17 protein-coding genes are annotated in these 19,876 nt (G+C 56.1%); 8 read left to right on the top strand and 9 right to left on the bottom strand.

Features of this window, described 5'->3' with window-relative positions; all coding sequences use genetic code 11:
- Positions 1-344: 344 nt before the first annotated feature.
- The 4 genes from JV551A3_RS18925 to JV551A3_RS18910 all read right to left on the bottom strand — a co-directional run bounded on the left by JV551A3_RS18925 (position 345) and on the right by JV551A3_RS18910 (position 5,334).
- Positions 345-1,079: a hypothetical protein gene (locus JV551A3_RS18925; RefSeq protein ID WP_133971364.1), complete on the bottom strand. Its 735-nt coding sequence runs from the start codon at positions 1,077-1,079 to the stop codon at positions 345-347.
- On the bottom strand, positions 1,072-1,893 hold the full coding sequence (locus JV551A3_RS18920) for a hypothetical protein (protein WP_061302523.1): 822 nt from the start codon (positions 1,891-1,893) through the stop codon (positions 1,072-1,074). The genes JV551A3_RS18925 and JV551A3_RS18920 overlap by 8 nt, the downstream gene beginning before the upstream one ends.
- Positions 1,894-3,013: 1,120 nt before the next feature.
- A complete protein-coding gene (locus JV551A3_RS18915) occupies positions 3,014-4,924 on the bottom strand; it encodes a DUF2075 domain-containing protein (protein WP_133971366.1) in 1,911 nt (636 codons plus the stop codon).
- A 29-nt stretch (positions 4,925-4,953) separates the two neighbouring features.
- Entirely contained in the window at positions 4,954-5,334 is a 381-nt protein-coding gene (locus JV551A3_RS18910; protein ID WP_133971419.1) for a nucleotide pyrophosphohydrolase, read from the bottom strand.
- Positions 5,335-5,592: 258 nt separating this feature from the next.
- Here JV551A3_RS18910 and JV551A3_RS18905 point away from each other — a divergent pair, with 258 nt between their 5' ends.
- The gene (locus JV551A3_RS18905) at positions 5,593-6,735 is read left to right on the top strand and encodes a protein NO VEIN domain-containing protein (RefSeq protein WP_166674242.1); all 1,143 of its coding nucleotides are present in this window, start codon (positions 5,593-5,595) and stop codon (positions 6,733-6,735) included.
- A gap of 53 nt (positions 6,736-6,788) precedes the next feature.
- Complete coding sequence (locus JV551A3_RS18900) at positions 6,789-7,484, top strand: hypothetical protein (protein WP_133971368.1); 696 nt, start codon at positions 6,789-6,791, stop codon at positions 7,482-7,484.
- A 185-nt stretch (positions 7,485-7,669) separates the two neighbouring features.
- Here the strand turns inward: JV551A3_RS18900 and JV551A3_RS18895 are convergent, their stop codons facing one another.
- Complete coding sequence (locus JV551A3_RS18895; RefSeq protein WP_133971369.1) at positions 7,670-7,939, bottom strand: DUF3077 domain-containing protein; 270 nt, start codon at positions 7,937-7,939, stop codon at positions 7,670-7,672.
- Between the two features lie 165 nt (positions 7,940-8,104).
- Complete coding sequence (locus JV551A3_RS31050) at positions 8,105-8,347, bottom strand: hypothetical protein (RefSeq protein ID WP_133971371.1); 243 nt, start codon at positions 8,345-8,347, stop codon at positions 8,105-8,107.
- 531 nt (positions 8,348-8,878) lie between these two features.
- Between JV551A3_RS31050 and JV551A3_RS18885 the strand changes: the two genes are divergently transcribed.
- The 3 genes from JV551A3_RS18885 to JV551A3_RS18875 all read left to right on the top strand — a co-directional run bounded on the left by JV551A3_RS18885 (position 8,879) and on the right by JV551A3_RS18875 (position 11,372).
- On the top strand, positions 8,879-9,550 hold the full coding sequence (locus JV551A3_RS18885; RefSeq protein WP_133971373.1) for an HD domain-containing protein: 672 nt from the start codon (positions 8,879-8,881) through the stop codon (positions 9,548-9,550).
- A gap of 629 nt (positions 9,551-10,179) precedes the next feature.
- A complete protein-coding gene (locus JV551A3_RS18880; protein ID WP_133971375.1) occupies positions 10,180-10,662 on the top strand; it encodes an Hcp family type VI secretion system effector in 483 nt (160 codons plus the stop codon).
- Entirely contained in the window at positions 10,659-11,372 is a 714-nt protein-coding gene (locus tag JV551A3_RS18875) for a DUF4225 domain-containing protein (RefSeq protein ID WP_133971377.1), read from the top strand. Before JV551A3_RS18880 ends, JV551A3_RS18875 begins: the two co-directional genes overlap by 4 nt.
- Positions 11,373-11,764: 392 nt before the next feature.
- Here JV551A3_RS18875 and JV551A3_RS18870 read toward each other — a convergent pair whose 3' ends face one another.
- A complete protein-coding gene (locus JV551A3_RS18870; RefSeq protein ID WP_133971379.1) occupies positions 11,765-12,802 on the bottom strand; it encodes a sensor domain-containing diguanylate cyclase in 1,038 nt (345 codons plus the stop codon).
- Between the two features lie 203 nt (positions 12,803-13,005).
- Between JV551A3_RS18870 and glsB the strand changes: the two genes are divergently transcribed.
- Positions 13,006-13,914, top strand: a complete 909-nt coding sequence (gene glsB / locus JV551A3_RS18865) for a glutaminase B (RefSeq protein WP_015269909.1) — start codon at positions 13,006-13,008, stop codon at positions 13,912-13,914.
- A 48-nt stretch (positions 13,915-13,962) separates the two neighbouring features.
- Here glsB and JV551A3_RS18860 read toward each other — a convergent pair whose 3' ends face one another.
- Together JV551A3_RS18860 and JV551A3_RS18850 are read right to left on the bottom strand one after the other, a co-directional pair.
- Positions 13,963-14,685: a FadR/GntR family transcriptional regulator gene (locus tag JV551A3_RS18860; protein ID WP_133971381.1), complete on the bottom strand. Its 723-nt coding sequence runs from the start codon at positions 14,683-14,685 to the stop codon at positions 13,963-13,965.
- Positions 14,686-15,589: 904 nt separating this feature from the next.
- Positions 15,590-17,323 (bottom strand): IlvD/Edd family dehydratase, encoded by a 1,734-nt coding sequence (locus JV551A3_RS18850; protein ID WP_133971385.1) that lies wholly within the window; start codon positions 17,321-17,323, stop codon positions 15,590-15,592.
- Positions 17,324-17,508: 185 nt separating this feature from the next.
- Here JV551A3_RS18850 and JV551A3_RS18845 point away from each other — a divergent pair, with 185 nt between their 5' ends.
- Positions 17,509-18,816 carry an MFS transporter gene (locus tag JV551A3_RS18845; protein WP_133971387.1) on the top strand — a complete coding sequence of 436 codons (1,308 nt, stop codon included), beginning with the start codon at positions 17,509-17,511 and terminating at the stop codon, positions 18,814-18,816.
- Positions 18,817-18,844: 28 nt separating this feature from the next.
- Positions 18,845-19,834, top strand: coding sequence for an AraD1 family protein (gene araD1, locus JV551A3_RS18840; protein ID WP_133971389.1), 990 nt, complete (start codon positions 18,845-18,847; stop codon positions 19,832-19,834).
- Positions 19,835-19,876: the final 42 nt, after the last annotated feature.

Genomic DNA, 19,876 nt, shown 5'->3' with positions numbered 1-19,876 from the left:
TGAGCTTCAAGCCTATCTATGAGCCTCCGGTTGTCGAGCATATCTCTTCGGGGGGGCGTTGTTGCGTTGGTTTTCTGAAGATTTTAGTTTGTGGGTGGATTTTTCTTGGCTGTTACGTTTGATACTACGGTAAGGGAGATAAAATTCATCTATGCGAACGCTAGGAGCAAGGCTATATGTCCCTTTGCACACTTGGCAACTGAAAGGACAGTTATCGGGTGATGCTATATCAAATTGGTGCTGACTGCTGATAGAGTATATCTATACCCCCGGATTAATGAGTTGCGTTAGCATTGGAATGGGATGGCGGAGAGATTTCTCCGCTACGATTTTAGCTGACTTTGTTAGTACATATCGTATGACATCCCCATTTCAGAGATTGCTTCATAGAATTCGCTATTATTTCTAATATATTTGCATGATTCATAATCCTGGAACTGGATTGTCATCATTATCAACCGCAAAAGAGCGAAGTCGGTAAAGTTAATTATGGTGAGGTAATGACTGTTCCTGTCTTCTCTGGAAAAGCCATTCGAGTCACTTAATTTTTCCGATACTAGCTTCACCATATGGTAAAACATTCGACACAGCCCAAAAACTTGATCACTAGAATCGGTTTCATTTAAAAATTCGACAATTTCGGTGTTTTCCCTAGACGTTTCTCTCATGTTTTCGATTTTTGTTTCTATCCAGATCACCGCACCTGAAGCATGTTCATCTATTATATTTTCAGGATCTTCGCTTTTTATTCTGAATTTATCAAATGATTCTCTTAGTGAGTTTACCATGTGAAAAAGTTGTGATTCAAAGGATCGAAGTTTTTCTGTCTTACGAGTGTTTTCAATCTCGCGTCTGATATCACTATTGGCCTGATTCTGAATTGTTAGTGATTTTATGAGCAAGACAATAGATATAAAGCTTAAAGAAGGGTTTAATAATCCTCCTATGTAGTCCCCGAGCTGGCCCCACTGTTCAGGATTGTCCGATATAGAATAATGCTCGGCGAGTCCAAATTTGAAAATGTAAGATCCACATACTACTGCGGCTAAAAAGCTCGCAACCCATAAGTATCTATTCATAAATGCCTTTTACAATGTACTTAATGATGCGGTCTCCATGTATGCGGACTGGAAGTACTTCAAGGGTAAGGTAGGTCCAATCCTCTTCCGGTATGCCGTTGTTGTGATGCAAATTGGTTGAAAACTTTCTTTTTGTTGGGAGTTGGACGTATTGGTAGATCATAGAGAACCCAAAAGGAATCGTATTGTCTCCATCCCTTAATTGAAGTCTTCCATTGCCAGTGTTGGCATTAAGTCGTCTAATGCTGGCTTCAATAAAGATCGGCTTTTTATCGGTTTCTGCTTCTAGTGCGGATGATGTGTCTTCGTTAAATTTTGCGATTTCTATTTTTTCGGTGGAGTTTTTTCTGAAGTTAAGTTGGATGTTGTGGCCGAATTTTCTTGCGATGTCGTGGATGTTTATCATAATTGATTGGCGTAGCTGTGCAGTTAGATGCTCTGCGGTATCGCCCAGCGAATCCAACTGCTGTTGAGCCTTCTCCGAAAGGTCATCGGGCTCAAGATAAAGAGACTCCATTAAGAAATAATTCATCAGCTCGGAAAATGCAGGGCCACCGATTTTTCTAAACTTCTTTTTTGCTTCTTCATCATGCATTTCTAAGCTGAAGATCTGTCCATATGATCCTTTGAAATTTTTCTTTAATAGAGTTCTTACGTTGCTTTTAGATGTTAGGCGTTCGGGCACTTTCTCAGTAAGTAGGGTTTCTGCAATAGTGCGGGTCGCATCTGAAATGCCTTGTAGTGTAGTTAGGCCGGACTTCATGTCGACTTCGAAGGCAGGTGTGTCAATAATTAATTCAAAATTTACGGACATTCTTGTCTCACTGGTATTTTAATTCGTAAGGTGGTCATACAGCAGAGCTATGCTATTCTGTCGGCCGATTTTGCAGGTACTGTGTATGTTTGGGGTTACACGATAGTGTCTCATTGCCATTATCTGGCTTCCAGCGAGGAAGAACAAGTGCTCGAGTGAAATCGCAGCCATCCATATGGAGTGCTACTGTAGGTTTTCTATTCAAACGGTGGCTTTTCGGTCGCAGGGTTTTGGTGGATTTTGATTGCTTTGTGACGGATTTGGTTTGCCTTGCCTTGTTAATTCACGCCTAGGAGCCGTAGGAAAACTTTTGAAGTATGCCGCCTCTGGAAGGCCTGATTTACCGTAGAGTTATCTTTTTAGATAAAGGATTTTGTCATTGTCTAAGCGATACGAGATTTCTGGTGCGGCAGCTGGCGATTCCGCTGCGCGACAGGAAGCATGAACCAAAATTCGGTTTGCGGCTTGGTTGACCGACCAAGTATTGGAAGTTGACCCCGTCGAACGGCTATTTGGTTGACTAATGGAGCATTGCTGTCACGGTGCGTGCTATTCAAACTGGCGGAAATCTTCGTTGCAATAGTTACGCTGACTTGCTGAAGGCGGTGTCTATGATGTTACTTTTCGTACAGTGCCTATGTCGAGCCATTCCGACGCGAAAACCCGTTCGATTTTGTATTTGGCGGCCAGAGTAGGGCGGGGCTAGTACAAGAGGATTTCATGTGTGGCGCTCGTACAAGTCCTACCGACTCTAACCTCAATTAAAAATGTTCAGTACTTTATTTTTTGATGCGAAGTCATGAATGTCCATGCTCATGCCAATTTTCCCGACCGCTCAACCTGCCAGCATTTGCAGCAGCTTCTAGGCATGACGAGACAATTCTGGATACAGGCTAACAAGCCGTTCACTAAGCAATTTCCGGTACCTCATTAGCTTTTCAGATGGGCATTGGGAATGCTGGCACGTAATCTGCGTGGTCAGCGGGAACCGCTGCTTTGTTGAAATTGGGTTTGACTTAAGAGTGAGGAGGCAGCCGCTCGTATATTAAGCGGCCGTTTCTCACGATTCTGGCTCTTGATGCTGGCTTGAGAGGCACCTCAAACCAGCCCCCCTATTCACTCAAAATGCGGACGCTACCAGTTCAGATGTTGTGGCAGGTGTACTCAGATCGACCAAACTCGCCCGTTTGCGGAAATACTGCGCAGTCTCTTCGTCACTGCAGTAGATGTAGCAACCCTTCATCCCGCGTGTCATCAAGGTCCGGTAGGTGTTTTTGATGATCAGATCCACCAACTCACTAGTCTTTTCCGGTGCTGTTTTCATCCGAGTTTTGTACCCTCGAATTGAACGGTCCTGCTTATCCCGCATCTTGGGGGAAGTCTGCACTTGACCATTGCGTATCACCAGGTCCGGACCAATGATCACGCCGATGTAGTCAACCTCCAGCCCTTGGCAGGTATGAATGCAGCCGACCTGTTCGATGGATTTCTCCGCAATGATCCATAGGCTCCCGTCTTGGTCGAGGTTCCATTTACGACGGTAGTTTTCTCCAATGACGATGTCGTAGGCAGAAGGCTGTTTCTTGCTGGTCCAAGGCCAGCAATAGCCTGCCACGACTCGGGCCTTGTTATGGTCATTCTTCTTTTCGATCGCTGCGTGCAGTGCTTCGGGGGTATCGAAAACTTTAAACTCGTAAAGGTTACTGTCCAGGTGCCGGTTGGCAGTCGGGCGCACTTGCAGAACGTCGTCCAGCCAGGCCAGGTAGCCATCCGAGCCATTGCAACGGAACTGGGAGGCGAGGGTGTACTCCTCAACCTGTGCTCCTTTAGCCTCAGCGAAAGCTCGGATCGCATCTCGGCTGCCGATATCACTCAGGGTGACGCGCTGATCTTCGTCGATGAAGAAGATGGTGCAGGCCGAGGCGTTGATCAGTTCTTTGATCTGGTTTTCGCCGAGGTTTCCGTAAAGACCGCTCTTTTCGTTGAGGCGGTGGGCCTCATCGACCACCAAAAAGTCATTGGTATTCGCGTTGGTATCTACAAACGCCCCTGAACCCACGAACAGATGGGAAAAGCGGCTTCGAGTAATAGAACCAGCCAATTTGCTTTCATACACTTTTCGCGGTGCGGCATTTTTTGATACGTACCGGCCGTTCAGGCCTTGTCCGGTGAGCTTAACTAGAAGGTTCAGCGCTACCACCGTCTTGCCTGTGCCCGGTCCGCCTTGAATGATTACCACCCTTGGTTTTTCGGCGGACGCAGCTGTACCGGCGGCTATGGCTGCTTCGAAGATCTCTTTCTGATCGTCGATCAGAATGAATTCCGGATGGGCCTTCAGTAAGCCCTTCAGCGAATCCGCCAATGCCTTGGATGGGCGGATAGGACTATCCATAAGCTCATGCAGCACAGTTCTATTATCACCACTGGCGATGTGCTGTTTGATGAACGAGCGCAGTTGTTCCAGCTGATCCTTACCCTTCATGAATAGCGGGGCGCGGGTGGTGTAGTCCTCATACTGCTTAGCATCGAGCACGCCGTCGGGGACGTAGTTGTGTAAATAGGCGCAGGCTTGAACCTGAATACCACCCGAGTGAACGGCCTCGTTGAAGCCCTCTAGCAAGCAGGCGTAAGACCAAGCCTGGTACGACGGGTGTACGGTCTCCCGAACGTTGCCGCCAAGTGCTGTGCGCACAATCGCATCTTTGTTGGTGACCTTCGCTTGACTCCACTGTTTGAGTTCAACCAACAGAACGCTGCGCTGGCCCTGGGCATTGAAGCCGGTCAGGGTTACATCGACTCGCTTTGAGGTCTGTGGTATGTGCAATTCGATCGCTACGCACATATCCTCGGCCAAATCAGATGCCCGCAGCACCTTGGCCATGGCGCCAAGGGAGTTCTTCCAGGCATTCATTTCTGCTGCGGCCACCAGCTTGCCGGTCGCAGTTTTGAAACTCTGCAGAATTACATCTTCGATGTCGTCGTTATCGCTGTCGTGCAGGAACTGCGATTTGGTCGCTTCGTAAACGATCAAGGTCCTTCTTCCTTACTGAAGCTGGGTAATCAGAGTTGGTCGTACTTCTTCGCGGTATTGCGGGCTTTTTCGACTGGGTACTTTTCGCCGTTAAGGCGCAGCTTGCGCTGGGCTGCGGCGTCAAGGTCCACGCCCAGTACCGAGGCAAGGCGCACCAGATACATCAGCACGTCGGCGAGCTCATCCTCGACGGCTTGCGCTGTTTCCGGGTTGCGGGCTGCGGACTTGGAGGCGTCTTCGCTGAGCCATTGGAAGACCTCAGTTAACTCACCGACTTCACCGCTCAGAGCCATGACTAGGTTCTTTGGTGAATGGAACTGAGCCCAGTTGCGGTCGCTGGCGAACTGCTCAAGGGCCTGGGCCAGACGGGTGATATCGACGAGTTGGGTTGAAGTGGTGAGGGTTGTCACGAGCGCATCCTGTGGCGGCGGGCGAACTGTGCTGTTTTGAGGCACCGTTTCGCCTTCGTTGCAGATGCTGGACACCATACTTCCTACAGACGAAATGAGAAAGAGCGTAGGAATATTCTGGTGCGTCTGACGGCATGGGACTAGCGCGTGATAGGTAAACACGCCGTTGTTAGCCGGTTGTGCGGCCTTGTGCGGCTTGATTTTGCGTAGGAAAAAGCTGAGAGTGGCGACGAAAATCACCGCAAGGATGCTTAGCCAGTGCCCCAGCTTTCCCTCCTGAAAAGCCCCGCCGCCGTACAGGCTGCAATGGATGAGTTTTCGCATCTGGGACGGGTGGCGTTCCTCAAACGCTATGGTTTCGGTAAGTCCAGAGACTACATGGTTCGCAACCCTCGAACCGGGGAGCCATGCGACTCGAAGGCGATCGTGGGTGTTGCCTTTGGTAAGCAGTTTCCTAATCAAGGCGTGCTTACGGCCGAGGATTTCTCTGGCGGTGAAATGACCGTGGTTCCGCTGCTCCAGGCTTTGGGTTTTGAAGTTATACGGATCGGGGAGGACTGGACGGAAAATGAGGTCCAGGCCACTGTCGCTGACTATTTCGAAATGCTCCGTTTGGAAGCTGATGGCGTGGCGTTCAACAAGTCCGGGCACAACGAACTCTTGCGCAAGCAGTTGAGAGGGCGAAGCAAAGCGTCCGTAGAGCTTAAGCACCAGAACATCAGTGCTGTACTCGCAGGCATGGGCTTGCCTTTTATCCAAGGCTACAAACCGCGCGGCAACAGCCAATTATTATTGCGGAAGGCTGTTCAGGATTACGTGCGTCGACATTCGGCAGAGGTGGGCAAGATTGTCGATGGGTTGGAGGAGGTCAAGACTCCGGCACAGAAGTCTTACTCGGCAGCGCTGGTCGATGCTCCGGTTATAGAAGAGCGGCGCAAACTGGTCGCACCGACACGTAATCGACAACGTCTACCGCGCAAGCTTGACTACGCCGCTCGGGACGAAGCGAATCGAAAACTTGGACGATTGGGCGAGGATTGGGTGATTGGTTATGAGCAGCATCGCCTGACTGAGATGGGGTATCCTGAGTTGTTCCAAAAGCTGGAGTGGATCTCGGATACGCAAGGTGATGGTGCTGGCTACGACATCCTCTCGTTTGAGAGCGATGTTCTCCATCGCTATATCGAGGTAAAGGCGACAAATGGAGGGATCTCGTCTCCATTTATTGTGAGTCATAATGAATTGGAGTTCTCTGCAGAAGCAGGGAGTCAGTTTTACCTTTATCGAGTTTTCCAGCTTGGCGGCGAGCCGAAGCTATTTATCTTGCAAGGCGATCTATCGAGTCAGCTTTACCTAAAACCATTGGATTTTAGGGCAAGCTTCCGTGAGTATTTTCAATAATGTCCTCATTCTGATTCTCGGCTCTGAATTCTAAGAGGGAATATTGCGGGCTTATGGAAAAGATATCAGAGTTTTTGTTCCTTAGGGTGTGGCCATTGATTTGCGCCACTGCCTCAGATGTTCGAATACTTTTAAGTTCAAACAAAACATTTATGTATCGAATGAAAGCCAGGGCTGACATCTGCCCTCGTGCTTGGCTTTTCGGGCTATTTGCCGCCGCACTACTTGGTCTACTAGGTTTGCCCTCATTGCGGTTAGCTGGAGTCAGACTGAGCCTGGAGATGGCGGTAGTGATGACCACGATAAATTGGATTTTAATAGTAATTTATGGTGCATGCTTCGGGATCGGAGCTGCTATGTTCAGGACGCGACAGCATGTGATGGTGAGCATAAACACCTTTTTTTATCTCTCGATTTGGATCGTGATATTGAAGGTGTTTGAGCTCCCTGCACTCGGCGCGCGCTTCGGTGCCTTGGCGCAAAACTGCGCGTCGCTGGATTACAGTAGTGCTGTCACGGAGGCCATTCAGAAGAGCCACCTGACACGCGTATCAGATGCGGTGGTAGGTGTAGGATATCTCTTCTTCACGCTTCATATGGTCCGGGTTACAAAAGAGTTGCATGATTTCGGATGGATGCGGGCTGTAGCGAATACGCTCTTAGCGATGGTTCTTCTGAGCGCGGTAGTCGCCTTTGTACAAGGGCCGATCATAGCGCAGCTAGTTTGTAGCTACTCCGGAAAATACTAGTAATTCAATTCGTATTTGATTTTTGATGGTGGGTGCGTTTCGAACGCCTCTAAAAACCTGATGTCTGCTGTAGTGACTATTTACCGAGTTACGCTGTGGTATTAGGTGCTGGGGCCGCTTTGCGGCCCTTTCGCAATACAAGCCTGCTACCAGAGGGCTTTTTTAGACCTATAACCGTGCGTGCTTCAATGATTATTCATCATGCCTAGCTCGGCATCATCCATCAGCGCCTTGGCCAAAGCGCAGAGGTAATGCGAAGCCCAGATCAGCTGGGGTTTGTCTTCCATCAAGCCGTCCAGGGTCATATCCCGTGCGTAGCCCATTAGCTCCGACGCCTGTTCGCGGGCGCTCTGGCAGGGGATGCCTGCTTCGATGCGGAACAGCGGATGGGTCTGGTTTTCACCTTGGTAGAAGGTGGTTTTGCCGACGGTGAATTTGGTTTCTTCTGTGGACATTGTTCTATCTCCCCGAAATCTCTAGTGCCTGGTCTGGCCTCATCGCCGGCAAGCCAGCTCCCACAGGTACTGCACAGGTCTCGAGATCTGTGGTGCAGCTCAGATCTATGTGGGAGCCCGGCTTGCCGGCGATAGGGGCAGCCCAGGCGACACATCAATGAAGCCTTAGTGCAAGGTCCTAGGCTCGGTGGGCATCTGTACCTGGACTATTGCGGACTCAAGCAAAGCCCGCAGGGTCTCCAGCTCATGCATCGAGGCCATCATCAGAATCGACGCGGGCGATTTGGGCTGCAGCAGTATTGCCTGATGCACAACGGTCGCCGCGCATAGCGCGTAATCCGTGGCTTGGATCAGGGTGTCTTCGAGGGTTTGGAGTGTATGGGGTGGATCAGGGACTATTTTTAGCATCGTACTGTGTTCTCGGTGGGGCCACCGCCAGCCCGCTGTCAAACGGAAAGGTGGCAGCTGTGCATGGGTTGACAGACCGGCGAACACAGAAACCGGCGCACGCGAGCGTGCCCCATGCACAACCGCCATAAACGGGTATGCACTGTGTATCGTCGCGGCCTGTCAAAGCCGGTCGTTGATATGCAACGACGGACCGAGACTAGAACGGTGAAAAAACGACCGCAACGAAAAACACGGTTGGGGAGTATCTTTGGGAAATGGCCTACAAGGAAGGGGTTAATTCTGACTTTTTTCGCCCATCCACCTTCACAGCATGCAACGCCGGCTGCTCTGTTAACGGTTTGTGACCTCAAATAGCTTTCCACTCACGTGTCCCTGTTTCCAGTTATGTCGCAATGACAACAAACGGTCCAGCATGGACTTTCACCACTCAAGCCTTGAAACTGACCCGCTCGCATCTGGACCTAGGCAGGTCATGGGCCTGCCCCCTGACAACGGACGCCAAGTGACAGCCAATGGAATGCACCAACGATGACTATCGAAGCTTTTGCCCCTTTCCCGCGCTTTGCCGCTGACCTACTGAAGTACTTGCCAGCCGACCAGCAGGACGGCTCTCACGACCTGTCCCACATCCATCGCGTCTGGGTCAACGCACAACGAATACAGCGCGTAGAAGGCGGCGACCTGGAAGTGCTGCTTGCATCGACTGTGCTGCACGATTGTGTCGCAGTAGAAAAGAACTCGCCCTTGCGTGGGCAGGCGTCAACGCTGTCCGCACAAAGGGCGGCGTCAATCCTGGCTGATATGGGCTGGCCCTTGCAGCGCATCGAGCAGGTGGCGCATGCAGTCAAAACCCACAGCTACTCGGCTGGCTTCGAACCACTCACCCTTGAGGCCAGGATTCTTCAGGACAGTGATCGCCTGGACGCCATAGGTGCAGTAGGTATCGCCCGGTGTTTTTACGTTTCCGGGCGAATGGGGTCGGCGCTGTACGATTTCGAGAACCCTGCTGCTCTGGGGAGGGAATATCAGGACAAGGCGTATACGGTCGAGCATTTTCATACCAAGCTGCTCAAGCTTGCGTCAGGGTTTAAAACTGCTGAAGGGGCTCGGCTGGCTGCTGAGCGTCATGCTCGGCTTGAGGTGTTTCTTGCGGGTTTCATGGATGAGATCGGGGCGGGTGGGGCAGGGGCAAATGAGTAGGTTCCGAGATCTTCGGCAGTTTGTACGCGTTAAACCGGTCTCATGGAATAGCATATGACTAATTGGTGTAGCAGGGTCTCTGTGGGAGCGGGCGTGCCCGCGAACACCGGCGCAGCCGGTGCCAGCCACCGCATTGATTCTTCGCGGGCATGCCCGCTCCCACAGGCGCCGCGTCGCGCTTGCGAGTTGAGCTCTATGCGCCATAGCGCAAACCTAAGGGCCGGGCAATCTCTTACAGGTCGTGGACTTGCCTCGAAAACGAAGCTGGCCAAGTGGTCGATATCTTGGGCGCAACCAGTCGATTTACTAGAGGGATGCGGCCGGGGCGCAAAGTTGTCACATGCTTTAAGTGCGATGCCTAGGGATAGATAATGGCTTGGCTGTTTGTCGTGTGTTTATGTGGCCAGGTGCTTGTCCAGACTGTCGTCTAGTTTTTCGCCACTAGGATCCAGCAGTAGGCCTGAATGGTTTGGTGGTGCGTTAGAGTAGGCACACTGCGGGTGGTTCAGAAACTGGCGCTAATGCAATATTCTCTAACAAAGTGAGGCATGGGTTTCGGAACGGTCCTACATACTGAACGAGAATTTTTTTATAGCCTCCAAGCCTTTCCCCTACAAGGAGTTGGAGAAATGGCTTACCACGGTTATATGTCAATAAAAGGCCGTAGTCGCGGGCTGATTTCCGCAGGTTGCTCCACCATTGACTCGATTGGCAATCGTTGCCAGTCTGCTCATGTCGACGAAATTATGGTGCTCTCGTTTAGCCATAACCTGTCCAATATGGGTAATGTGGAGCGAGCTACGCATCGTCCAGTGTTGATAACCAAATATATTGATAAGGCAACTCCGTTACTGGCTGAGGCATTGACCAGTCGGGAGATTCTTGATTGTCGAATAAACCTGTATCGCATCAACGCTGGTAAGCATGAATGCTTCCTCCGAATAGACTTGCAAGATGCCATATTAGTGGATCAGCGTATGGAGGTGCCTCACTCGGTCTTGCTGAATGCGCAAGATCCCCAAGAATACCTCGCCATTCGCTATGGTTTTATCGGCTGGCATCATTTGATTGCTAATACTAGTGGCTACGCAACCTGGAGTGACATTCCATGAGCCGAAGCGATGCAGGCGGCGGTATGGATGACGATTTCTGGGAGGTAAGTAGCCAGGCGGCTCGGCTGACTCAATATGCATGCGAGGTAGGTGCGCATTACTTAGGGGATGACATCCTTAGAGCCCGGTTTGTCCAGGAGATTGCCTACGTAGGCAAAGCAATTGTTGATGATGTAAGCGCGGGTAGGGTCTCAGCCAAAGAAGGGCAAGAGGCACTTGAACAAGAATACCTTGAACTGCTCACCCAGGTATGGGAGTACTCAAAATTGGTGGCGGGTGTAACCGCGGGAGTCTTGCAAGTAAGCACAGGTGCCGCGGTGTGCGGTTTTACTCTTGGTGTCGGTTGCTTTATTGGCGGGGTTCCAATGATGCTGCATGGCGCGAACAATATTTACGAAAATGGGTTAAATATCTTCTTGGGGTATGGAGGTACTGTTGGGCCTATACGAAAGGCCTACCAAAGAGCGGCTGTGGCGGCAGGCGGTACAGTGTCCGACGGAAGCGTGGCTTATGGAACTTTAGATCTCGGATTGTCTGCCTATAATCTGGGGCGGTTGGTTTTGAGGCCGGGGGCCTGGAGGCTGTTTCGCTACGTAAGGGCAGATAAAACCCAGGCATTGAAAACAATGAGCACTCATTCTATTGTCTTCGAGGTTGGTATAGACATGTTGACAGGTGAACAGGTAAGAGTCGAACTGAGGGATAGGTGATGGCATGGTTATTCATTTTGTGCACCGTGTTCAGTGTGTGCGGTGCATTCATTTTGCGTGCCAAGTGTTCGGGGCCTCATCTCGGTTATGGGCTATTCTGTCTGTGCTTGCTATACAATATCTTCTTTGTTGTTACATACATGAGGATATTGGAGTTTCAGCACTTTTTGTTTTTGGGGTATCAGCCTGAATTCCTCAAGAAAAATATAATGGTGGGTTGGGTTGCTCTGGTAGGTGTGTTCTTACACTGTGGGGCAATGCCTACTAGGGGAACTACGTAGAGCTACTGGGTTGCGAATGACCAGTAGGCTCAGTCCAGGTTGAACGCTTCGCGGCACACCTGCTCTCACAGGGTGCCGGATAATAGGTTTAAAGCTCGGACCATGCCCGTCTCAGAATGGCGGCGCTACATAGACAACCCGGTCACGCCCGTTCTGTTTGGCGGTATAGAGCCCCTTGTCGGCGCGCTCCAGTGCGTCATCCAGCGTTTCACCTTTGGCGAACAGGGTGCACCCTATGCTCAAGGTTACGTTCAACTGCCCACAGGGCAACTGCATCGGGCTGGCACCCACCTGTTCGCGAATCCGCTCAGCAATCCGTGTCAGCTCTTCGCTGTCTTTAACATGCAAAACAGCGACAAACTCCTCACCCCCATGGCGCACCAGCAGGTCATCGGGGCGCAGTGCAGCGCGCAGGCGACGGGCAGATTCGCAAAGCACTTTGTCACCGCCGCCATGGCCGTACTTGTCGTTGATGGCTTTGAAGTGATCCAGGTCGGCATACACCGCACCCAGTTGTAAGCCGTTCACCTCCGCCAACCGCCGTTCATGGTCTTCAAACGCCGACAACGCGCCGCGGTTCCACAGTTGCGTCAAAGGGTCGAGCAGGGCTTTGCGCTGCTCGCGATCCATTTCAAGCCGCAGATCGCGGTTTACCTGCGCCAGGGTGCGCAGCTGCAAGTATCCCTCGGCGAGCGTGGCAAGGTCGCGGAAGTTCGCTTGCTGAGCCTCGCTGAGCACGCGTGGGCGCGGGTCGAACATGCACAGCGTACCGATGGCTTTGCCGTTGCCTGCACGCAGGGGGTGGCCTGCGTAAAAGCGGATGTAGGGCGGGTTGAGCACCAGCGGGTTATCGACGAATCGCCCGTCGCACTTGGCGTCGGGCACCATCAGGGTACCCTCGCCGAGAATGGCGTAGCCGCAGAAGGAAACACTGCGCGTCGTTTCGCTTGCCTCAATCCCTATGCGGGCCTTGAACCACTGTCGGTCCTGGTCGATCAGGCTGATAAGCACGGTATCCACGTGGGCCAGGTCCTGGGTCAGCCGCACCAGGGTATCGAGGTAATGCTCGGCGGGCGTGTCTACCAGGTTCATGTCATCGAGCGTGCGCTGGCGCAGCGCTTCGTCAGCGGGTAAGGGGCAAGCTGGCATCGTTGGTCCTCTATTCCTTGGTTGGCGGCTTCTGCACCTGGCGGGGGCACGTTTGCTGTGTCGTCGAAACAAGCACAGCATAGGATATGGCGTGGTACACGGTCGGCCGGTCATTTCTTGCCAAGAGTGTGATTTCTTTCGCTCGATCTTCGTCAAGAATGCTACCCCTTAGCCGTCGTCTGGGGACTGATACAGGGCCTTCCATGCAAACGCTGTTGAACGAGATTCTCGAAGAAGTACGTCCCTTGATCGGCAAGGGCAAAGTGGCTGACTACATTCCCGCGCTGGCCGATGTGCCAGCGAACCAGCTGGGCATCGCCGTCTATGGCAACGATGGCAGCTATTACTGCGCAGGCGATGCCCTGGTGCCGTTCTCGGTGCAGAGTATTTCCAAGGTGTTCAGCCTGGTGCAGGCGATTGGCCATTCGGGGGAAGCCATTTGGCAGCGGCTTGGCCATGAGCCTTCCGGCCAACCGTTCAACTCGCTGGTGCAGCTGGAGTTCGAGCGCGGGCGGCCGCGTAATCCTTTTATCAATGCGGGTGCGTTGGTGATTTGCGATATCAACCAGTCGCGCTTTGCTGCGCCCACGTTGTCGATGCGGGATTTCGTTCGGCGGCTTTCGGGCAACCCCCACATCGCGATCGATGCCCGTGTTGCGGATTCGGAGTATCAATTCCGTGCGCGTAACGCGGCCATGGCTTACCTGATGCAGTCGTTCGGCAACTTCCATAACGAGGTGGAGACGGTGCTGCGCAGCTATTTCAGCTATTGCGCGCTGCAAATGAACTGCCTGGACTTGGCTCGGGCGTTCTGTTTCCTGGCTAATGATGGGTTCTGCAAGCACAGTGGTGAGCAGATTCTGACCCGACGGCAGACCCAGCAGGTGAACTCGATCATGGCCACCAGTGGGCTGTATGACGAGGCAGGGAACTTCGCTTATCGGGTGGGGTTGCCGGGGAAGAGTGGTGTGGGGGGCGGGATTGTGGCCATCGTGCCGGGGCAGTTCACGGTGTGTGTGTGGTCGCCGGAGTTGAATGCGGCGGGTAACTCCCTGGCGGGGATGGCGGCGCTTGAGTTGCTGAGTTCGCGGATTGGCTGGTCGGTGTTCTGATCGGAAGGCTCACGGGGCGCAGTGGCTGAGGTGGGCCCGGATGAGTCCTCAGCTTGTTGGGTCCTGGCCCAGCACCTTGGCCAGGGCAACCCGGGCATCTTCCAGCTGTACCAGTGAGGCATGCCGCGCGCCCAGTGCGTCACCGTTCTGGATGGCGGTCAGAATCGCCTTGTGCCGGGGCAGGGCGAGTTCGTCGAAATTGGCGCGCTGGTTGGAATAGCGCACCGACTCGCGCAGTGCCATCGACAACATGTTGCACAGGTAGGCCAGCAGGTCGTTGTGGGTGGCGTCGGCGATGCGGGCGTGGAAGTCCAGGTCCGGTTGCAGGCGTTCTTCATGGTTGCGTGCGGCTTCCATGCGCTGGTAGGCCTCGGCGATCGAATCGACATCCTCGGCGCTGGCGTTGGTGGCGGCCAGCGCGGCGGCAGCGGGCTCGATGACCCAGCGTACGCTGCTCAGCATGTTGAAGAATTCCTGCTGTGGTGTGGCCTGCATCAGCCAATGCAGTACGTCGGGGTCGAGCATGTGCCAGTCGTGGCGCGGCCGGACCAGGGTACCTACCCGTGGGCGGGCCTCGATCAGGCCCTTGGCGGTAAGGGCGCGCATGGCCTCGCGGAACACCGGCCGGCTGATCGCGTAGGCTTCGCACAGGCTGGCCTCGGAAGGCAGCTTCTGCCCGGGTGCGAGTTGGCCGGAGACGATCTGGACGCCAAGGTCTTGGACCAGGGTGGCGTGCATGCTCTTGCGCGTGGTGGGCTGGCGGTAGTTCATGTGGGGCGGGGCGGATCCTTCTGGCGGGGGCAGCATCATAGCATTAGCGCGTCAACGCGGGGCATGGCACCGGCTGCGCCGGTGTGCGCGGCCGCGGCCGCTCCCACAGGTGTAGTGTCAACGCGAAGCCAGCGCAGTACCTGTGGGAGCGGGTTTACCCGCGAAGCAGGCGACGCGGAGGATGGCACCGGCTTTGCCGGTGTTCGCGGCTAAAGCCGCTCCCACAGGTGTAGTGTCAACGCGAAGCCAGCGCAGTACCTGTGGGAGCGGGTTTACCCGCGAAGCAGGCTACGCGGAGGATGGCACCGGCTTTGCCGGTGTTCGCGGCCGCGGCCGCTCCCACAGGTGTAGCGTCAACGCCAAGCCAGCGCAGTACCTGTGGGAGCGGGCGTGCCCGCGAAGCAGGCTACGCGGAGGATGGCACCGGCTTTGCCGGTGTTCGCGGCCGCGGCCGCTCCCACAGGTGTAGTGTCAACGCGAAGCCAGCGCAGTACCTGTGGGAGCGGGCGTGCCGCGAAGCAGGCGACGCGGTGGATGGCACCGGCTGCGCCGGTGTTCGCGGCCGCGGCCGCTCCCACAGGTGTAATGTCAACGCGAAGCCAGCGTAGTACCTGTGGGAGCGGGTTTACCCGCGAAGCAGGCGACGCGGAGGATGGCACCGGCTACGCCGGTGTTCGCGGCCGCGGCCGCTCCCACAGGTGTAGCGTCAACTTGAAGCCAGCGCAGTACCTGTGGGAGCGGGTTTACCCGCGAAGCAGGCGACGCGGTGGATGGCACCGGCTGCGCCGGTGTTCGCGGCCGCGGCCGCTCCCACAGGTGTAGCGTCAACTTGAAGCCAGCGCAGTACCTGTGGGAGCCCGGCTTGCCGGCGATGGGCTGCGCAGCAGCCCCATGACATCAGGCCTCAGTGCGAGTGCTTGGGCACCGCCGCGCCGCGGCATCCGACCAGGAAGTCGAAGTCGCAACCTTCATCGGCCTGCATCACGTGGTCCAGGTACAGCCTGGCGTAACCACCGCTGATCAACTGCGGTGGGGCTTGCAGGTCGGCCAGGCGGCCAGCCAGCTCCTCGGCGGAAATGTCCAGGTGCAGGCGGCCTTCCTTGCAATCCAGTTCGATCCAGTCACCCTCACGCACGGCGGCCAATGGCCCACCTGCGGCCGCTTCCGGCGCCACGTGCAGCACCACGGTGCCGTAGGCGGTGCCGCTCATGCGGGCATCGGAAATGCGCACCATGTCGGTCACCCCTTGGGCCAGCAGCTTGGCCGGCAGGCCCATGTTGCCGACCTCGGCCATGCCCGGATAGCCCTTGGGCCCACAGTGCTTCATCACCAGCACGGAACTTGCGTCCACATCCAGCTCGGGGTCGTTGATGCGTGCCTTGTAGTCGTCGAAGTTTTCGAACACCACGGCGCGGCCACGGTGCTGCATCAGCGCCGGGGTGGCGGCCGATGGCTTGAGCACCGCACCCTTGGGCGCCAGGTTGCCGCGCAGGATGCAGATGCCGCCATCGGCCACCAGCGGCTTGTCGATCGGGCGGATCACCTCTTCGTCATACAGCGGCGCGGCCTGGCAGTTGTCCCACAGGCTCTTGCCGTTGGCAGTCAGCGCGGCAGGGTTGGGCAGCAGGCCGTTTTCGCCCAGGCGGCGGATGACCGCAGGCAGGCCGCCGGCGTAGTAGAACTCTTCCATCAGAAAGCGGCCCGAGGGCTGCAGGTCGACCAGGGTCGGCGTGCCGCGGCCGATGCGGGTCCAGTCCTCCAGTTGCAAGTCCACGCCGATGCGCCCGGCAATGGCCTTAAGGTGGATCACCGCGTTGGTCGAGCCGCCGATGGCGGCGTTGACGCGGATGGCGTTCTCGAAGGCTTCGCGGGTGAGGATTTTCGACAGGCGCAGGTCTTCGCGCACCATGTCGACAATGCGCATGCCCGACAGGTGGGCAAGCACGTAGCGGCGCGCATCCACCGCCGGGATGGCAGCGTTGTGCGGCAGCGAGGTGCCCAGCGCTTCGGCCATGCAGGCCATGGTAGAGGCGGTGCCCATGGTGTTGCAGGTACCCGCCGAGCGCGACATGCCGGCCTCGGCCGAGAGGAACTCGTTGAGGTCGATCTGGCCGGCCTTATAGGCCTCGTGCATCTGCCAGACGATGGTGCCGGCGCCAATGTCCTTGCCTTTGTGCTTGCCGTTGAGCATCGGCCCACCGGTAACCACGATCGCCGGTACGTCACAGCTGGCCGCGCCCATCAGCAGCGCCGGTGTGGTCTTGTCACAGCCGGTCAGCAGCACCACGGCGTCCACCGGGTTGCCACGGATCGCTTCCTCCACATCCATACTGGCCAGGTTGCGGGTGAGCATGGCGGTGGGGCGCAGGTTGGACTCGCCGCTGGAAAACACCGGGAACTCCACCGGGAAGCCGCCAGCCTCCAGCACACCCTTCTTGACGTGCTCGGCAATCTTGCGGAAGTGCGCGTTGCACGGGGTCAGTTCCGACCAGGTGTTGCAGATGCCGATGATCGGCTTGCCCTGGAATTCATGGTCCGGGATGCCCTGGTTCTTCATCCAGCTGCGGTACATGAAACCGTTCTTGTCAGCGGTTCCGAACCATTGGGCGGAGCGCAGCGGGCGTTTGGGATCAGACATGGGAGACACCTAATTAGTATTACTATTTGTCGTTGTGTTGATGAATGTACTGATAAAAATGGTGTCTGTGAAGGCTTGTTGATGCAATTAGTAATACTATAAGATCGTTCACCCAGGTCAGAGGTCTGCCAAAAAGTCCCCGGCCAGGTGTTGTACCCATTACAAGAACAATTGGAGACATCGCCATGATTCAGGAGCAGCGGCTCGTCCGCCTGATCACACTGAAACTCATCCCTTTTCTGGTCTTGCTGTACCTGGTGGCCTATGTCGACCGTTCCGCGGTGGGCTTCGCCAAGCTGCACATGGGCGCCGACATCGGCCTGGGTGACGCGGCTTATGGCCTTGGTGCCGGGCTCTTCTTCATCGGTTATTTCCTGTTCGAGGTGCCGAGCAACCTGCTGCTCGACCGCTTTGGCGCCCGCCGCTGGTTCGCCCGCATCCTGGTCACCTGGGGCGCGATCACCATCGGCATGGCCTTCGTCAGCGGGCCCAACGGTTTCTACGTGATGCGCTTTTTGCTGGGGGCGGCCGAAGCGGGCTTCTTCCCGGGCGTGCTGTACTACATCACCCAGTGGTACCCGGTGCGCCATCGCGGCAAGATCCTCGGCTTCTTCATCCTTTCCCAGCCGCTGGCAATGCTGATTACCGGGCCGCTTTCCGGCGCGCTGCTTGGGCTTGATGGCATCTACGGCCTGCATGGCTGGCAATGGCTGTTCATCTGCATCGGTACACCGGCGGTGCTGCTGGCCTGGCCTACCTTGCGCCTGCTGCCGGACAGCCCGGCCAAGGTGCGCTGGCTCAGCGACGAGCAACGCAGCTGGCTGCAGGAACAACTGGCCAACGACCTGCGCGAGTTCGGCCAGACCCGCCACGGCAACCCCCTGCATGCGTTGAAGGACGGGCGGGTGCTGCTGCTGGCGCTGTTCTACCTGCCGGTCACGCTGAGCATCTACGGCTTGGGCCTGTGGCTGCCGACGCTGATCCACCAGTTTGGCGGCAGTGACCTGGTGACCGGTTTCGTATCGGCCGTGCCTTACCTGTTCGGCATCATCGGCCTGCTGATCGTGCCGCGCAGCTCCGACCGCCTGAACGACCGCTACGGCCACCTCGGCCTGTTGTACGCCCTCGGGGCGATCGGCCTGTTCCTCAGTGCCTGGCTGAGCGTGCCCGGCCTGCAGCTGGCGGCGCTGTGCCTGGTGGCCTTCGCGCTGTTCTCCTGCACTGCCATCTTCTGGACCTTGCCAGGCCGGTTCTTCTCGGGTGCCAGTGCCGCTGCGGGCATCGCACTCATCAACTCCATCGGCAACCTCGGCGGCTACCTCGGCCCGTTCGGCATCGGCGCGCTCAAGGAGCACACCGGGCAGCTGTCGTCGGGCCTGTATTTCCTGGCAGCGGTGATGCTGTTCGGGTTGCTGCTCACTGGTGTGGTCTACAACCGCCTCGAGCGCCGTCAGCGCCTGGCTTCTACGCTGGTAGCCCCGGCCTCCCGCTAATTTTCGCAACCGAAAAGCGAGCACAAGCATGCGATTGATTCAATTCGAAACCGCCACCGGCGAGCGCCGGGTGGGCGTGGTGGAAGGCGAGTACGCCCTTGAAGTACATGGCGCCGGCAGCACCCGCGAGCTGGCCTTGCAAGGCATTGCTGCCGGCCGTGACCTGGCTGGCGTAGTGCAGGCTGCTGGCCTGGGCGAGCGTCACGACTACCTTGCTCTGCTGGCCGAAGGCCGTGTATTGCCACCGCTGGACCATCCGGACCCGGCGCATTGCCTGGTCACCGGCACCGGGCTGACCCACCTGGGCAGCGCCGCCACCCGCGACAAGATGCACCAGCAGCAGGCCGAAGGCGCCGTGACCGACAGCATGCGCATGTTCCAGTGGGGGCTTGATGGCGGTCGCCCGCCGGCAGGCGAGGAGGGCGCGCAGCCGGAGTGGTTCTACAAGGGCGACGGCGGCATCGTCGTGCGCCCTGGCGCCGACCTGCCGCTGCCGGCGTTCGCCGAGGATGCCGGTGAGGAGCCGGAGCTGGTCGGGCTGTACCTGATCGGTGCCGACGGCACGCCGTATCGCCTCGGTTACGCGCTGGGCAACGAGTTTTCCGACCATGTGATGGAGCGGCGCAACTACCTGTACCTGGCCCACTCCAAGCTGCGCGCCTGCAGCTTCGGCCCCGAGCTGCGCCTGGGCGAGCTGCCGACCCACCTCGAAGGTACCAGCCGCATCCTGCGCGACGGCCAGGAGCTGTGGCGCAAGCCGTTCCTGTCGGGCGAGCAGAACATGTGCCACAGCTTCGAGAACCTGGAATTCCACCACTTCAAGTACCCGCAATTCCTGCGCGCTGGCGATATCCACGTGCATTACTTCGGTACCGCCACGCTGTCGTTCGCCGACGGCATCCAGGCGCGCCCGGGCGATACCTTCGAGGTCAGCCTCGACGCCTTTGGCCAGCCGCTGCGCAATGGCATTGCAGCAGCACCCGCGCAGGTACGCCCAGGGGTGGTGAAAAGCCTTTGAGCCAGTCAGACGAGTCAGGTTCGCCCGCGTACATGTGGGAGC

The organism is Pseudomonas inefficax (assembly GCF_900277125.1).
Lineage (GTDB): Bacteria > Pseudomonadota > Gammaproteobacteria > Pseudomonadales > Pseudomonadaceae > Aquipseudomonas > Aquipseudomonas inefficax.
The sequence above is the reverse complement of the archived record's forward strand: the minus strand, read 5'-3'. Positions and strand labels throughout refer to the sequence as shown.

Bases quoted from the DNA above. Each gene is read 5' to 3' on its own strand.
- JV551A3_RS18925 (WP_133971364.1), bottom strand. From the start codon at position 1,079: ATGAATAGATACTTATGGGTTGCGAGCTTTTTAGCCGCAGTAGTATGT.
- JV551A3_RS18920 (WP_061302523.1), bottom strand. From the start codon at position 1,893: ATGTCCGTAAATTTTGAATTAATTATTGACACACCTGCCTTCGAAGTC.
- JV551A3_RS18900 (WP_133971368.1), top strand. From the start codon at position 6,789: ATGGAAAAGATATCAGAGTTTTTGTTCCTTAGGGTGTGGCCATTGATT.
- JV551A3_RS18895 (WP_133971369.1), bottom strand. From the start codon at position 7,939: ATGTCCACAGAAGAAACCAAATTCACCGTCGGCAAAACCACCTTCTAC.
- JV551A3_RS31050 (WP_133971371.1), bottom strand. From the start codon at position 8,347: ATGCTAAAAATAGTCCCTGATCCACCCCATACACTCCAAACCCTCGAA.
- JV551A3_RS18885 (WP_133971373.1), top strand. From the start codon at position 8,879: ATGACTATCGAAGCTTTTGCCCCTTTCCCGCGCTTTGCCGCTGACCTA.
- JV551A3_RS18880 (WP_133971375.1), top strand. From the start codon at position 10,180: ATGGCTTACCACGGTTATATGTCAATAAAAGGCCGTAGTCGCGGGCTG.
- JV551A3_RS18875 (WP_133971377.1), top strand. From the start codon at position 10,659: ATGAGCCGAAGCGATGCAGGCGGCGGTATGGATGACGATTTCTGGGAG.
- JV551A3_RS18870 (WP_133971379.1), bottom strand. From the start codon at position 12,802: ATGCCAGCTTGCCCCTTACCCGCTGACGAAGCGCTGCGCCAGCGCACG.
- glsB (WP_015269909.1), top strand. From the start codon at position 13,006: ATGCAAACGCTGTTGAACGAGATTCTCGAAGAAGTACGTCCCTTGATC.
- JV551A3_RS18860 (WP_133971381.1), bottom strand. From the start codon at position 14,685: ATGAACTACCGCCAGCCCACCACGCGCAAGAGCATGCACGCCACCCTG.
- JV551A3_RS18850 (WP_133971385.1), bottom strand. From the start codon at position 17,323: ATGTCTGATCCCAAACGCCCGCTGCGCTCCGCCCAATGGTTCGGAACC.
- JV551A3_RS18845 (WP_133971387.1), top strand. From the start codon at position 17,509: ATGATTCAGGAGCAGCGGCTCGTCCGCCTGATCACACTGAAACTCATC.
- araD1 (WP_133971389.1), top strand. From the start codon at position 18,845: ATGCGATTGATTCAATTCGAAACCGCCACCGGCGAGCGCCGGGTGGGC.